Annotated in this window: 14 protein-coding genes; 1 reads left to right on the forward strand and 13 read right to left on the reverse strand. The window is 55.0% G+C overall.

From position 1 onward, the window contains the following. Positions 1 to 146 precede the first annotated feature (146 nt). From AC6I9R_RS07310 to AC6I9R_RS07360, 11 genes are all read right to left on the reverse strand, one after another. A complete protein-coding gene (locus AC6I9R_RS07310; RefSeq protein ID WP_461428165.1) occupies positions 147 to 1784 on the reverse strand; it encodes a pentapeptide repeat-containing protein in 1638 nt (545 codons plus the stop codon). 301 nt (positions 1785 to 2085) lie between these two features. Continuing rightward, the gene (locus AC6I9R_RS07315) at positions 2086 to 3372 is read right to left on the reverse strand and encodes a sensor histidine kinase (protein ID WP_461428166.1); all 1287 of its coding nucleotides are present in this window, start codon (positions 3370 to 3372) and stop codon (positions 2086 to 2088) included. 387 nt (positions 3373 to 3759) lie between these two features. After that, positions 3760 to 4254: a hypothetical protein gene (locus tag AC6I9R_RS07320; RefSeq protein ID WP_461428167.1), complete on the reverse strand. Its 495-nt coding sequence runs from the start codon at positions 4252 to 4254 to the stop codon at positions 3760 to 3762. Between the two features lie 76 nt (positions 4255 to 4330). Then, on the reverse strand, positions 4331 to 5041 hold the full coding sequence (locus AC6I9R_RS07325) for an autoinducer binding domain-containing protein (RefSeq protein ID WP_461428168.1): 711 nt from the start codon (positions 5039 to 5041) through the stop codon (positions 4331 to 4333). Positions 5042 to 6045: 1004 nt separating this feature from the next. Beyond that, a complete protein-coding gene (locus tag AC6I9R_RS07330; RefSeq protein ID WP_497863081.1) occupies positions 6046 to 6741 on the reverse strand; it encodes an SDR family oxidoreductase in 696 nt (231 codons plus the stop codon). 54 nt (positions 6742 to 6795) lie between these two features. Further along, positions 6796 to 7641 (reverse strand): oxidoreductase, encoded by an 846-nt coding sequence (locus AC6I9R_RS07335; RefSeq protein ID WP_461428170.1) that lies wholly within the window; start codon positions 7639 to 7641, stop codon positions 6796 to 6798. A gap of 36 nt (positions 7642 to 7677) precedes the next feature. Continuing rightward, positions 7678 to 8223: a nuclear transport factor 2 family protein gene (locus tag AC6I9R_RS07340; protein WP_461428171.1), complete on the reverse strand. Its 546-nt coding sequence runs from the start codon at positions 8221 to 8223 to the stop codon at positions 7678 to 7680. 88 nt (positions 8224 to 8311) lie between these two features. Further along, positions 8312 to 9262 carry an alpha/beta hydrolase gene (locus AC6I9R_RS07345; RefSeq protein ID WP_461428172.1) on the reverse strand — a complete coding sequence of 317 codons (951 nt, stop codon included), beginning with the start codon at positions 9260 to 9262 and terminating at the stop codon, positions 8312 to 8314. Positions 9263 to 9385: 123 nt separating this feature from the next. Continuing rightward, entirely contained in the window at positions 9386 to 10270 is an 885-nt protein-coding gene (locus AC6I9R_RS07350) for a helix-turn-helix transcriptional regulator (RefSeq protein ID WP_461428173.1), read from the reverse strand. Positions 10271 to 10636: 366 nt separating this feature from the next. Beyond that, entirely contained in the window at positions 10637 to 11236 is a 600-nt protein-coding gene (locus tag AC6I9R_RS07355) for a thioredoxin domain-containing protein (protein WP_461428174.1), read from the reverse strand. A gap of 400 nt (positions 11237 to 11636) precedes the next feature. Continuing rightward, positions 11637 to 12371, reverse strand: a complete 735-nt coding sequence (locus AC6I9R_RS07360) for a recombinase family protein (protein WP_461428175.1) — start codon at positions 12369 to 12371, stop codon at positions 11637 to 11639. A gap of 5 nt (positions 12372 to 12376) precedes the next feature. Here AC6I9R_RS07360 and AC6I9R_RS07365 point away from each other — a divergent pair, with 5 nt between their 5' ends. Then, entirely contained in the window at positions 12377 to 12718 is a 342-nt protein-coding gene (locus AC6I9R_RS07365) for a hypothetical protein (protein ID WP_461428176.1), read from the forward strand. Here AC6I9R_RS07365 and AC6I9R_RS07370 read toward each other — a convergent pair. Both AC6I9R_RS07370 and AC6I9R_RS07375 read right to left on the reverse strand, forming a co-directional pair. Further along, a complete protein-coding gene (locus AC6I9R_RS07370) occupies positions 12715 to 13440 on the reverse strand; it encodes a hypothetical protein (protein ID WP_497863082.1) in 726 nt (241 codons plus the stop codon). The two genes, AC6I9R_RS07365 and AC6I9R_RS07370, sit on opposite strands and share 4 nt — an antisense overlap. A 151-nt stretch (positions 13441 to 13591) precedes the next feature. Continuing rightward, a complete protein-coding gene (locus tag AC6I9R_RS07375) occupies positions 13592 to 13912 on the reverse strand; it encodes a hypothetical protein (RefSeq protein ID WP_497863083.1) in 321 nt (106 codons plus the stop codon). Positions 13913 to 14120: the final 208 nt, after the last annotated feature.

The following is a 14120-nucleotide window of genomic DNA, read 5'->3' on the forward strand; positions in this document are numbered from 1 at the left end:
AAGTGAATGCGAAACATAAAGGAACCGCGGTTGAGCCAAACGCGCCTCGCCTTTCGCGGGCGTTTCTGACCATCAATGTCCGCTTTAGGAAAGCTGCACAGCAGCGTCATTGGTCTCACTCACTGTCCGGATTGGGCCGATTTCAGCTAACAATCGCTCGGCCTGATTGCGGGCACTTGCCACCATTCCTCCGGCGCGATGCTATCCCAGCTTGGAGCAAAAGCCCCTCGGCTTCGAGACTCGATAAACCCACGCCAACGGCCGAAAAACTCTGCGTCGTCGTTTGCCGGAGCTTGCAACCAATGACACGGGAGGGGCGGGATCAATAAGCCGTCTGGAAGTCTCACAGAACCGTCTAGAAATGCATCCCTTAGATTGGTATCTTCGTCAAATGTTGCTTCCGATAGGTCATAGTTTCGAATCGCTGAATATCGAAATTCCGTACCACTAATGTTCAATTCTATGGTTGGCTCGAGGTTCTGCTGCTGCCCCCATGCCATCCCATTTATCGTACCGTTAAATAAATTCAATGATTGCATCAGCTGTTCACCGGCAATGTACGCATAAGAAAATCTTGCATTTGATAGGTTTGCCCTATCCAGATTCACCGCGGGCATATACGCATACGAAAAATCCGCACCGAGTAGTTGTGCCTGTACGAAATTCGCACTGTGCAAGTTAGCTCTGCCAAAATCTGCATGGCTAGCTTCGGCGCCGCTAAAGTCGACATCGTACAGCCTCGTCCCAGAAAAGTCAGCTTGTTCAGCAACAGCGTTTCGGAAAGAGGCGCCTGTCAAGTCCATGCCCCTGAAATCGAGGCCTGGGAGGAATGCTTGGTCAAAAACAACATACGAGAGATTCAAGCCCAAGAGATCTGATTTCCGCAGTATGCCTATGTCGAAGTCGCGTCGATCTCTCCAAGCATTTCGGAATGCCTCGGAATTTTCAGACAATTCTGAGCAGTCTGCAACGATGTTTTCACACCAATCCGCAAAAAAGACTTCTCGAGCTTGTGTGTGGGCGACCCACTCATTAGATCCAGATGCTAAGAGGCTACTGGAGAGGTCAACCCTTGCGCGGTTGGCGATGGTCCCTGCCGTTCTTTCCCAAGAAGCAAGAATGCCTACAGCAAATAGTAGGGCCCAGAAAGCAGTGAACACTGACGAGGTGAACAGTTTCTTCTCGAAGGGTTGACCTGACCCGCTCCGCCAAATCGCCAAAAGACTCGTAGTGCCGACACCAATTGATACCAGTACACCAACGAATGCAGTTGACGATACATAAGGATCGCGGGCTGTCATGGATTCCCACCAAAGCAAAGAGATCACTACAGGTCCCGCCAGCCAGACGGAAAAGAAGTTAAACCCAAACAATAGGCTGTCTAACGGTTTCGAAGAAACGCAGCCGTCGCGTCTAAGTAACTGCCGCAGTTTCAACGCCGAGTCGGTGACAATCCAAGGAGTCAGAATGTCACCGACACGCGAACCGTTTTGCCTTGCCTTCATTGAACCTAATGTTTCAAACAATCGGATCAGATAAACATGAAGATATGAGTACGAAGCGCTGGCAATTATCGGTGCCAATGAAAAGAAAATTCGCGTTGGAACGCCGATATCAACAAGCGGAAGTGTAGTTGAGCGATCTAGGCCGAAGAAGTCTTCGTCATCCACTCCAAGGGCTGTAATGCCAAGGAAAACCACAATTGCAAGGTAAGCTAGCCACGCGCTTCGGGCTGTAGAAGTCAGGAGATTTGCACGGTTAACCTGAGCATCGATTTGTTCCATATTCATTCCAAAACTCTAGTACCAAATTTGTTCTTTCGTAAGGCGATACTGTTCCTTCAAATTCAATTGAATCTTAGCTGGTCAGGCACAGCAAAAAGCACTCGATCTTGATCCCCGCTTCCCCCCAAAAAGATTATTCTGGAGGTCCGCTTTAGGAAAACTTTAGCACAGCGTCGACTGTATCGGCAAACGTCGGCTATGGGCCGTAAGTGAGCGTGAAGTGGTGGGTTCGGCGCTCTATTGCAGCAACGCGAAGTTCGACAGTTGCGTTCCCGTAGCGCAAGGTCTGCGGCGGCTCAATTTACAGCGGTAAGAGTAGGGTCACCTTAGTTCCTGCAGAAGAGCTTTCGATTGCTATGCCTCCACCCAGATCTTCGGCAAAACCTAGCACCATGGACAAACCAAGTCCGGTACCCTTTCCGGGGTCCTTCGTGGTGAAGAATGGATCTACAACGCTGGATAATTCCTTTCGGGGAATTCCTTGGCCTGTGTCGGAAACGCTAACTGCCGCGTAGCTACCAACCTTCACGTTGCCCCCCGTTACAAGTGCTGGGGTATCAGCTGCATCGACTTCTGACACGCGGATTTCGATGGTGCCGTTCCTTGGAATTGCGTCAATTGAGTTTTTAACCATGTTGAGCAACGCTGCTGTCAGCTGTCGTTCGTCTAGCTCAAGAGCAAGCCGTCGCGGGAACCGATGGCAAGTCAATGCGATCCGCTCAGGCACCATCGTCCTGCTAAGAGCCTCTATATCATCGAGAACACTGTTGGGGTCCACAATCCGCCGGTTGGTGGGCGCTTTGCGTGCATACACCAACAACTGCTGAATTACCCCCTCGGCACGTTCTGCGGCCATGTGAGCTTCCGCCATTACCGCATCTCGTTCATCGGTAGCTTCGAGGAGTTGGTACAGCTCAAGATTGCCCTTGATGACCGTCAAAGCGTTGTTGAAGTCATGAGCGACGCCGCCAGCCAATCTTCCTATCGCTGACAACTTCTGCTCTTGAGCCAAGTTTATCGAGGCGTCCGCAATCTCAAGCTGCTTTTTGTGCGCCGCACGCATAGTCATCGCAACGTATAAAACTGCCATAGCCGTGACCATGCACACTCCAATGCGGACAATCATATCGTCGCTACGCAAGACGTGAGCTGTGGCGATGTAGAACAGAGACGCCGAAAAAATCCCGATCTGTGCAAGGACCAGCCAGTACGCGGTATCTGAGCGACGAATGTGGTACATTGAAGTCGTGACAAAAACGAGCAGGCCCACCAACATCAGGTTAGCGTCTTGCGTTGAAGCTAAGTGCGTAGGCAACCAAATGAAAGAGATATGCACGAAAACAAATAGCAGGCCGCCGACGACTGCTTCCCGTTCTGTTGGATTCTCTTGTCTGCTCCGAAGGTAAGGCCATTGCACCGCATGTACGGTCGCAAAAACAAGACCCCAGATGTATGAAGCAGCCCAGCCTGTGTAAATGTAAAGCAACGCACCACCGGCCGTAATACCGATAGTGCGCATTACGATGTCCAGGGCGTCACCGTACTCTGCTTGATACAATTTCTTTAGTTCGGCTTGCGGATCTGTCATGCCACTTCGCGGTGTAGTCTGTTGCTATTTTGCAATATTCAAAGACACCTTGCGCGTCAACGGATACACATCGTTCCGCAATACATGCGACCGTATTATGACCATATTTTGAAACCAGATTTCAGTACAGACGCGTTTCGTTCCATCGATATTAGCATTGCGCCTATCTCGCACTGCCGAAACTCCGTGGAAATGATCAAGGTCTGCTTAGAGGAAGCCGCGGTGCAGCGTTGTTGACCGACGCAAAGGTCCGGTATGGGCCGCAAGCTCAACGAAACTGAGCAACTGGTACGGGACATTCCCACTAAGAACGACCACATTTGACACTGGCAAGCACCAGCCCAGTCGGTAGTCAGAGTTCGATGGGGCAGCTAAACTTAAAGCCGATCAGCTCACCTTGACGCGGTTAGGAAAGATCGCTTCCAGGCCGCCCGACGAACTCAGAATTCTTGTGAACCCACTGGCTTGCAGGTGGTCGGTGAAGTTCTTGAACGGATACCCAGTCACGGCAACAACATCGTGGTCATACTCAATCGCACCTGCTGTTCGAAGTTGATCGACGATCGACGGCCCATACTGCTCGCAATTATCCACATGGATAGCTACAGCCTCAAATCTTGAACCATGAGCGCTTTTTGTTTCCTGAGAACACCCACGCATGAAGTGTGCCTGAGTTTGAGAGTGCTCGTACAACCGTGAGAGCTCCATGGTCTCTACTTTGGAAAAACCGATGAAAAGCAACTTCTCTCCCGTTTGTGCCTGTTGAGTGCATCCACCCTGGGTGGCAACAGGCAATTCAATGGAGCTACTCCATCGAGAGCGCGCCAGATCTCGGCGCGGTGGCTTGAGAGCACTCAAAGCAATAAAACGTACTGAGCCCATAATTCGCTTCCTCAAATTCCTTGAAGAAGCACCTAGGCTAGTATCCAAAGACTGGGGATCACGCAGTTACGTGATCTTAGCTCAGTTTGATAACGGCACTGCCAACACTTCGAAGGGCGGCACTCGTGCGATCAGCCACTCCAAGTTTTGCGTAGATCTTCCGCATATGAGCGTCGACCGTGTGCTGCGAAATCGAGAGTATGTCTGCGATCACAGAGTTGCTCTTTCCCTGTGCAACCCATTCGAGGATCTCGGACTCGCGCTTAGTGAGGGAAGGTCGAGGAGTCTTTTCGCTTTGAATTTCGCAGAATTTGAGATGGCCAGCTTGTGCGATACTTTGGATGCGAAGGAGGTCGCTCGGGTCAAGCTCCACAAATTCTTTCCCAAAGCCCAATCCGACATAAGCGTTCTGCAGACCAGGCCCGAACACATAGAGCGCGATACCATCACCAATATTGGCATTTGCCATAAGGGCCAGATACCTCTCAGTGTCCGCGGTCGAGGGGGCCAACTCTTCAATCTCATGCCAAAAAAAGGGTCGCGATAGCCTTGCAGCTAGTTCTGGTATCGGATCAATCTGGACCAGGTTTTCATCGATATACTGGCATACCCAACTCTCTGGAAAACCGTCTGAAGCTATCGATAGGGGAAGGCCATCGCTCCCGGTCGTATGATAGCTTACCATCTTGATGCCGAACTCATGCATCTGTTCGAGCAGAGTTTCCCAAAGCTGCCGTCGGCTTTGAGCGTTGGAAATTCGATCAAGCATCGCTTGAAAATCTTCCACCGTGTCCTCTCCCTTAAGCGTCAGAATTGAGCTGTACACCTTGAGCCATTGCAAGGGTAACCTGTTCTGGCATCTTGCGCACATAGCCTTTTTGTACAGCTTGAAAGCGCAGGGTCATTTTTGGTTTGATCCGTCGGAGTATTTGTTGGGAGCGTTATGCCCGCGTTTCCTCATCGGACAGGTAGATAAAAAAATAGTGGCACTCCGCATGGAAGTTTAATCGTAACAAGCATTCGCTGCGTCCAGCGAAATGACAATTTGGGACCAAACGCGTTTGCCAAGGATAAGCCAAGAGGAATTCATCGACTTTCTTGATCGGATTTCTGTCTCCTTCATCGAGAGCGACTTTTCGATGTGGTGTGATTGCGTCTCGTTGCCGTTTTCCTTGATCAAGACACAGGGGCCAGTCGCGATCGCAACAACACGGGAGTTGGAGGAGAACTTCGGGCAGTGCCTACAGACATACAGGATAATGGGATTGGATCGAATCATCCGCACCCCGATTGCTTTGGAAGACTGCAATGACGGTACGTGGATCGGTACTTTCTCAACTCGATTGATCAGTCGCAACCTATTGGCGGCACCGTCATACACGTCTTCGGCTATTTTGACGAAGACAGGAGAAGGCGTCCGAATGAGCGCAATGTTGAATCCGGGGCCACGTTGAGCTGTAGTTGGCCACAACCGTTAGATGATCAGCCAACATGAATGAACAGACTACTGGTCCTTATGAGCGAATGCTGGCAATAAAGGGCACTTCTGGCGGGCCTTATCATCCTCACTTAGGTCTGCGGCTTTGCATCGACAAACAAGCCCGCCCGCAACGTTTCCGTCCCAGGCAGGTATCAGTCAGGCGGCAACAGCGGGACATTGTTATCGGTGAAAGTCAGCTTCGGCTTTGGTGCGGTGCAGCAACTCAGGGCGGTTTCAACTTCTGGTATGGGCCACTATTCGTCTGGTTTCAGTGAACCTCACATTCAGCGATCCAATCATCTCCCGTTTTCTCACCAGTCCATTGGACGCGCGTCTCGGAAAAACCCACCCGTTGGGCCGTCATCAGGTAGAGTTGCCGCCCAGGTCACCCCTGCAGCGCCTTGCGGGATCGGTCTGCCTCCCCCTCCCATGTCAGTTGCAACCCAACCCGGGCAGACGGCGTTCACCAGGATCCCTGCACTCTGCAATTCGGAGGATAGCTTTAAGGTCAATGCATTCAGTGCGGCTTTCGAGATGCCATAGCCAGCCGTGCCACCTCCCATATCGCTCAAGGCCCCCGCACCTGACGAGACATTAACTATGCGCGGGGACGTGCCCCTTTTGAGAAGTGGGACAGCGGATCTTGCGACGTCCCATGCGCCAAACAGATTGGTGTCAAACGCGCGCCGCACTCGGTCCAGATCGGCACTGCTTGCGGATTGATCGGTGTCGTAGTCAATGCCCGCATTGTTCACGAGAACATCCAGATAGCCGAAGTCCTGCATGATCTGCCTGAACGCGTGCGACACAGATGCGGGGTCCGCCACATCAAGCTGGATCGCCGAGGCATTCTGCATGGCACTTGAAGCTTCCTCGCCCTTGGCGAGGCCACGAGAGCCAAGCAGCACGTGAAGGCCGTTATCGTCAGACAATTGCCGGGCAACTTCGCGGCCGATGCCGCGGTTGGCGCCGGTGATCAGGGCGATACGGGGGCGGGTCATGGTCATCTCCTTTGGGTGTCGAGAGGCGGGCAGCCCCGAAGATGGGGCCACCCGGACAGTTTACGCGGCTTGTGCAGCATCATCGTGGTTGACGGCGTGGGCGACCGGCTCCCACTGGCTCAGCTCAGCCAGAAGGGCCTCGCCATGATCGCGGATCGCGTCCACTGCGTCGTGGCCAAGAGCCAGGCGCAGGGGTGTGGTCTGGCTGCTAAGCGCCGTTTCAATCGCGGCGGCGGCTTTCGCGGGGTCCCCTGGCTGAGTGCCATGCATGCCGCTGGCGAAGTCTCGCGTGCCGCCGACGATCTCGTCATAGGCGTTGATCTTGGGCATGTGGCGGAGGGCGGTATCGGCGAACTCGGTACGGAACGCGCCGGGCTCCACGATCAGGGCCTTGAGACCGAAGGGCGCGATTTCCTGGGCCAGTGCCTCAGTCATGCCTTCCAAAGCGAACTTGCTTGCGGAGTACGGACCGAAGCCACCGAAGGACAATTGCCCACCAAGCGACGACATCATCACAATAGCGCTTGTGCGCCTTTTGCGCATCATTGGCAATGCGGCTTGGGTTACTGCGACGGCGCCGAAGAAGTTCGTCTCCATCATCGCGCGCAGCTCGGCCTCCGGCGTTTCCTCGACTGCGCCGACAATGCCGTAGCCCGCATTGTTGACCAGCACATCGATACCGCCAAACCTGTCTTCCGCAGCCTTGATCGCCTTGGTGATCTGCGCGGTGTCCGTGACATCCATTGTTTGCGCCAAGACCCTGTCAGGCGCGAGAGCCGCGATCTGCTGAAGCTTGCCGAGGCGGCGAGCCGTGACCACGACGTTGTAGCCTTGGGACAGCGCGTGATGGGCGAAGGCGGCCCCGAAGCCGGAGGATGCGCCGGTGATGAACCATGTCTGTGTCATTGAGTTGTTCCTTCTATGTGAGGGGAAGTGTTGGGATTAGCTACCTGGCGTATCGCGGACGTAGTCATTGCCGCGCTCGGCCGTGGCGGTAAATGTCATGGCCGAGACGAGCCAGCCCTCTGACGTGCGGGTGAAACTGTGGGTGTACATGCCCCAGACTTCCCACATCGGATTGCCCCCGTTCTCCTCCAGCGCGCCTGACGGCATCTGGTTCCACGCGTAACCGTGGCTTTGCATCAGGGCCGTGTCAGGGCCGTCAAAAGAAATGCGATGGTTGCCGCGCAGGTGGAAGCTGGACTTCTCTCCGGTAAGGTTGGCGGACCATCCCGCAATGAGGCCATCAGCCGGTATCGTGGCAGGCTCGCCGACGACCAAAGATGTGAAGTCGACGTAAATTTCGTCAGTGAATAGCGCCCGGGCGGCGGGCCAATCCTGAGCATCGACAGCGGCGTCAATCGCATCGGCAATGCGGATCATCTCCGCCCGGCCCAGAAGTGTGTCGGCTGTGACAGGATCGCCTGCGATCTGGGCCAAAGCAGGAGTTGCAAGAAGGGTGGCAGCGGTCAGGGTTGAGCGGATCATGGTGAATTCCTTTAGTTGCGTGATGTGAGTGATTGAGAGGAGTTGGGTTGCGCGGCGATATGTGTCTCGCCGCGCGAGGCGTGTCGGATCAGGCGTCACTGCCTGCGCGGAAGTGAGCGGCCACGGTATCAGCGGCGCGGGTCACATCCTCGGCGCTGTCGTAGAAGTCGAACTGCGTGACGTCTTCGAGCCATTGCTGTGTCGCCTCGCCGGTGAACCCGTCAAGGAAGGCGCGCACGCCATCCGGGATCGCGGCGGCATCGGAATGGACTATGGCTAACGGCTGCGACAGACGCTCAGGGTTGTCGGCGGGGTGATAGGTCAGCCAGCCTTCCCACGACGCGTTGTTCCACTGGTTGTCGTACTCGGGGATCGCGCCACGGTCGGCCTCGTAGTAGTAGCCGCCGATGGGCATCAGCACACCTTCAGCCCCCTCAGGACCGGCCGCTGGAATGATCTGGCCACCAACAGCGTCTGCGGCGCGGCCCATCTCGATCAGGCCGTTTACGCCCTCTTCACCGCCATAGACGGCGTTTACGAGCTCTTCGTTCTGCAGCCAGGGGGCGACAAGGCCAACGCGTTGCACCAGATCGTTCCCGGCAGCAGCGTCTACCATGTAGCCAGCTGACGCACAGATCCCGAGGCCGTAGATCTGACTTGCGTCGACCTCTGGCAGTGTGGCGACAAACTCGAACGCGGCGCTGATGTCAGAGGTTTTGGCCTCCGGGCTTTCCACGAAACGAACGTTCTGCGGAAGATCGCCCGACGCGCCCCAGCCGCGGAAATCAAAGGTGAAGGCCGCAAAGCCACGTTCCACCATTTGGGCGGCGTATGTGGCTGGCATCTGCTGCTGGACGGAAGTCCAGGCACCGGTCACGACGACGGTCGGCAGGGCGGACCCGTCATGATCCGATGGCAAGTAAAGCGTGCCAGTCAACGTAGCACCTTCGTTCTCAAAGGTGACGGTGCGGGTTGTGATATCGGCCATGGCCGAGGTGGCCAGAAGGGTGGCGGCGGTGGACAGGGTTGCGAGTTTCATCTTGGTATCTCCGGTTTGTCATAGTGTGGGCTGCTTGCCCGATGACATTGGAGATACTCCGCCCCCGCCCCCATTAATTGAAGCAGCTTGATCGGTTTTTGAATGATCCTGCTTTTTGAACGATCAGCTCAGGCTGGCACGGTGCTGTCGGGGCGTTGAGCCCATCAGTTGCTTGAAGCTGCGGCTGAAATGCGCCTGATCGGCGAACCCGCAGGCTAGGGCGATATCGCCAAGCGGCCGAGCGTGGTCCGTCATCATCTCAAGCGACTGCTCGATACGGTAGGCCATGACGTATTGCATCGGCGGTGTCCCGACCGTGTCCTTGAACAGGCGGCTGAAATGCGACGGGCTCATGCCCGCCTCGGACGCCAGATCATCAAGCGTGATCGTGCGGTCCAGATTGGCTCGGATGAATGCCAACACGCGGTTGTAATGGGCGGAGGTGAAGCGCGATGAGAGGGCCACATCCTCGGGGCGCCGCTTGCCGTAGCGTTGCAGCAACTTGACGAGGAACACGCGGCTCAACGCCTCAAACATCACCGCCGAGGTCATATCGTCGGCCTCCAACGCATCGCGCAACATCACGCCGGCCGCGCAAAGATCTGCATCCGAGAACAGGGGCAGGTCCTTGAATTGTTGCGGATCCAGAAGCAGGCCCAGTTCCGCCTCGGCAAAGCGCTGCACCCGCGCGGGATCAAGCGTCACGACGATCACATCCGACTGCGCGAACCACCGCCATCCGGATTTCACGCCAGCGGGTGTCACGATGATATCGAATTTGGAGAACGTGAAATCGCGCAGTTCGCCGTCTCGCGTGTTTTGCACGCGGTGCGGTTCATCTTTCAGGTTCAAAAGAATATGGTGTTCCGCAAATACTTCCGTTGGCATACTGTCGGGCTCTGCCTGGAAATAGCGCACCGACATCAACGATGCCGCCGACGTGTGCTCAAACCCATCGCTGTTGAGTAGCGGCAGAGACGGATAGATCTCTTCGTAACGGCGCGGCACCGGTCATCCTCTATCATTAATCCGGAAGCTAAGGCACAGACGCAGCGTGTCGAGAGCCAAAGCATGTTCAAGTGCCTCGAAGAGATTTCTCTTCCTGAATTCGACCCGTGAGCACCTCAGGTCCTTTCGGATACTAGGCCTAATTCGTTAGCAACAAAACGTCTCGGGTTGCGCTTGGAGCGAACGACGGGATCGCAGGCTATGATCGCAAGACTGCTGAACTTTGCTCAATGTCGGCTTTGAAGAGCTGCAGTACAGCAATTAGTTCCTGCGGCCAGTGTCCGTTTTGGGCCGAACTCCACCGATGCTGCGGTCGACTTCAATGTGCACTTAGTAGTACCAAGCTAAAGCAGGTAGCGGGTTTTGTCAGGCGGCTCGTAGCGCTGTTTGGATCAGCTCCGTTGCGGCCTCTTGACCATGCATGCGGTAGAGCTCGCGCAGGCGGTCGCGAAAGGCATCGAACTCCGGCTGCGACATAAGTCTCCTGGGTTCAGTAGTTGAAGCGTAAGCCTCGAACAAAATTCCAACTTCTACTGCGCGCACCAATTGTTCGTTCAAACTAGTACGAGCATTGGAGTCTGAAAAAATAATCCATAGCCAATTCAATGCTCGCATATACGCGGGAAGGCTCGAAAAATACTCGTTGTCGGATGGGTGTGGGTATAGAATGGCCAGTAGCAGCGCCAATCTTGCATCCGTTGGAACTTTTGAACCCTCACACAGGACCGCGCGAGCGTCTAGGTCATAGGCTTTTGCAAGTGCCGCGAAAGGTTCGGCGAGTGCTAGCTCTGGTACATCTAAGAGACGGCCATACACATCCCGCACGGGGTCATCAGTTGCAAGGATTGCTGCCAGACTTTCATTCAAGCGCCCAGCACTAGCCAAGGCGCGAGTTGGTATGCGGCGCGCCAGATTGAGAATAGACGCAAAGCGCTCTGGGCACATTTGTGACCTTTCCCGTTTCATATCATCGGGCCACCTCACTTAAAAAAGAGGTTCAAGCGGCACGTGTTGAGTATGTGAGATCTTAACATCAGTCTTTCGGTGTGAAAACGCCCAGCGGTATTTTTAAAGCTCACCGATAGTGCAGTCTTTCACTTGGAACTTGCAGTGGAAACCCCTAGTGACTGGCAGAATTCGCGCTCTGCTTCGGCGACCCCAGAGCTAATCAGGCATCCGGAGCAACCTCCGACGTCCCCTTCGCGCTGTAATGACCGCCATCGACAAACTTAGATGGAATGCCTGCTTGGTCCGCAGAGCTGACCTCAAACACCACTGAAATCGAGCCTCTGCAGCGAAAGGCCGCTCTGGTGAAGCTGCAACGCGGCGCTTGATGTCGGTATGAACGTCCGGTATGGGCCGTCCGCTACTTCGCCTCCACTACGATAGGATAGGCCAACCCGAGCCTTTTGAAGCTACGTTGAAGCGTGAGACGTGAGACGCCCAGTGATTGGGCGATGTCCTTGCATGGCGTGCTGCCAAGGCTCAAATATGCGGTGCGGATCGCCTCATCCGAGAGCTTAGGTCGGCGTCCTAACGTCACGCCACGGGCGCGGGCGGCATCAAGGCCCTCTTTAGTCCGCCTGGATATCATGCGGCGTTCGAATTGAGCGAACCCTGCGATCATCGTGTAATACAGCTCGCCTTCCGCCGTACTGGTGTCGATGGCCATCGACAAGATGCGAAACGTGATCCCGTTTTGGCGCAAGTGTTCCGCGGTTAGTATGGCGTCGATTGAAGATCGGAAAGCGCGGTCGAGGTCCATCACAACGAAGCTGTCACCTGGAACAAGGCGACCCAGCAGCGCCTCAAAAATGGGGCGCTCATCGGCAACTGCCGAGACTTGCTCGATATGCAACTCGTCGCATACCACGCGCAGGGCTTCGATCTGGCGATTTGGGGCCTGCGACCGAGTGGAGATGCGGATGTAGCCGATGCGACGAGGCTCTGACATGTGATCGGGTCGAAAACGATCCTCTCTGACCTGGGTCATCTCACCCATGCGCAAGGAAGCGCACCGACCGCAAACCCGCTGTTTACCTGCCGATATGTTTACTGATTGAGTAGAATCCCGTAAAGCACTGACTTGAACAAAAACCATGGAATATGAACAGCATAGCGGCATGGGCGCTGGCAAGCGGCGCATGTATTTTGGGGCTGACTTATCCACAGCACGGGTCCGCTCAAGACTTCACCGGCGCAGAGTTTGCGACTTGGTCCGAAGAAAGCCAGAACGGCTTCATGCAGACCTCAGTCACCATGGCAGGGATTGTCTTCACGCAAACACACCCGGGCCATGCCAGCTGCATCGATGCGCAATACTTCGCAGATGGGGCCTGGGACACGTCACGGGGTCAGCTCAGGAATACCATCCTGGACCATCAGGACGCCCATCCTGGCGGGGTTATTCTAGCGGTCATTCTGCGGGACTGTGGCGCCTTGGACTAAGGCGCCCCCAACTCGGGGATAGCAACCTGCGCTGTTGCGGAGGGTTCAGGTTCCGGTTGTTCGGTTTGAATCAACTGACGGGCAGAGTTTGGCATCTGATTGCCAATATCGCCGATGATTGCGTCCAGCTCCTCAAGGGAAGGCGGATTTTCTTCGTCGCTGAGCCGGTTGCGCGCGTCGCCGAGAATGTCGGTCTGATACCGTTCGACCTCCGAGTGGTCGCGCACCAACCCTTCCAAACGGTCCCTTTGCCCGGCGTAATCCTCGAAACTCGGCTCGTCCCCGCGCCAGAGGATCGTAGCCGCTAAGGTTTCATCAACAATAGTGCCGTCTTCGCGGCGCACGGCGCCGGATTGATCCTGGTAGACCCGCGTTCCGTCTGGAAGACGGGCGGCCCGTTGTCGCATATCAGCCAGTTCGGATTGAGCTTGGGAGATCAGAACGCCCAGATTTGCCAAAGCAGTTACTGTCGCACGTTCCGCACGGCCCAAAGCATCCCGAACCGCTTCATATCTCGCGCGATAGACCGGGTCTTGAAGCAGCACGTCCAATGTGCGGCGCAACGCTTCCTCGGCACGTTTTCGTCGCTTACCTTCAGCGCTGCGTTCGTCATCTTGGGTCAAGAAACGCGAGATGCGACCGACCTCGCGTCCTGCAATCTCATTCTGCAGGTCGTCAAAATCCCGTCGCTGGCGGTCGCTTAAGTCATCTGTTTCACGCACATTTACCTCCGCCTTTATTATACCAGATCGGGATGACCCGGCGCAAATTTGAGGCATCGCAAATCCATGCAACAGCCGGATGCAACGGGGCGCAGCCCCTTGCCAAGTCGGGCGCGTATTACGCCGCCCACAGCTTGCCTTAACCTTTTGCTTATGCTGACTTTCTTTGACCTTTGACCTTTGACCTTTGACCTTTGACCTTTGACCTTTGACCTTTGACCTTTGACCTTTGACCTTTGACCTTTGACCTTTGACCTTTGACCTTTGACCTTTGACCTTTGACCTTTGACCTTTGACCTTTGACCTTTGACCTTTGACCTTTGACCTTTGACCTTTGACCTTTGACCTTTGACCTTTGACCTTTGATTACTTGGTTGAAGAAAGCTGTGACGCATCTTTGCGTCGGCTTGATATAGGGACCCTGGTCCACAGCTCGCCCTACTGACTTTTGGGACGTCTCCTCTTCGTGCATGCATCTGTATTGAGAACCTTTGAGGGCAAGCAGCTACGCATCTTTGCGTCGATGTGACGGGGACCTCAGTCCACAGCTCGCAGTCCCCAAAACCTAGAAGAAACTCGAAGTGAGCAAACAATTTTGAGATCTTCGCCGCAACTTGCCACCGGAGTCCTCTAAACTGAATTCGAGAGGAAAAACCAATCACAGCCCCCTGTTTGGCGGC

This window comes from Gymnodinialimonas sp. (assembly GCF_059726805.1).

What these genes read in the sequence shown, in the direction of transcription:
- AC6I9R_RS07310 (WP_461428165.1), bottom strand. Translation starts at nt 1,784, where the DNA reads ATGGAACAAATCGATGCTCAGGTTAACCGTGCAAATCTCCTGACTTCT.
- AC6I9R_RS07315 (WP_461428166.1), bottom strand. Translation starts at nt 3,372, where the DNA reads ATGACAGATCCGCAAGCCGAACTAAAGAAATTGTATCAAGCAGAGTAC.
- AC6I9R_RS07320 (WP_461428167.1), bottom strand. Translation starts at nt 4,254, where the DNA reads ATGGGCTCAGTACGTTTTATTGCTTTGAGTGCTCTCAAGCCACCGCGC.
- AC6I9R_RS07330 (WP_497863081.1), bottom strand. Translation starts at nt 6,741, where the DNA reads ATGACCATGACCCGCCCCCGTATCGCCCTGATCACCGGCGCCAACCGC.
- AC6I9R_RS07335 (WP_461428170.1), bottom strand. Translation starts at nt 7,641, where the DNA reads ATGACACAGACATGGTTCATCACCGGCGCATCCTCCGGCTTCGGGGCC.
- AC6I9R_RS07340 (WP_461428171.1), bottom strand. Translation starts at nt 8,223, where the DNA reads ATGATCCGCTCAACCCTGACCGCTGCCACCCTTCTTGCAACTCCTGCT.
- AC6I9R_RS07345 (WP_461428172.1), bottom strand. Translation starts at nt 9,262, where the DNA reads ATGAAACTCGCAACCCTGTCCACCGCCGCCACCCTTCTGGCCACCTCG.
- AC6I9R_RS07355 (WP_461428174.1), bottom strand. Translation starts at nt 11,236, where the DNA reads ATGAAACGGGAAAGGTCACAAATGTGCCCAGAGCGCTTTGCGTCTATT.
- AC6I9R_RS07360 (WP_461428175.1), bottom strand. Translation starts at nt 12,371, where the DNA reads ATGGTTTTTGTTCAAGTCAGTGCTTTACGGGATTCTACTCAATCAGTA.
- AC6I9R_RS07365 (WP_461428176.1), top strand. Translation starts at nt 12,377, where the DNA reads ATGAACAGCATAGCGGCATGGGCGCTGGCAAGCGGCGCATGTATTTTG.
- AC6I9R_RS07375 (WP_497863083.1), bottom strand. Translation starts at nt 13,912, where the DNA reads ATGCACGAAGAGGAGACGTCCCAAAAGTCAGTAGGGCGAGCTGTGGAC.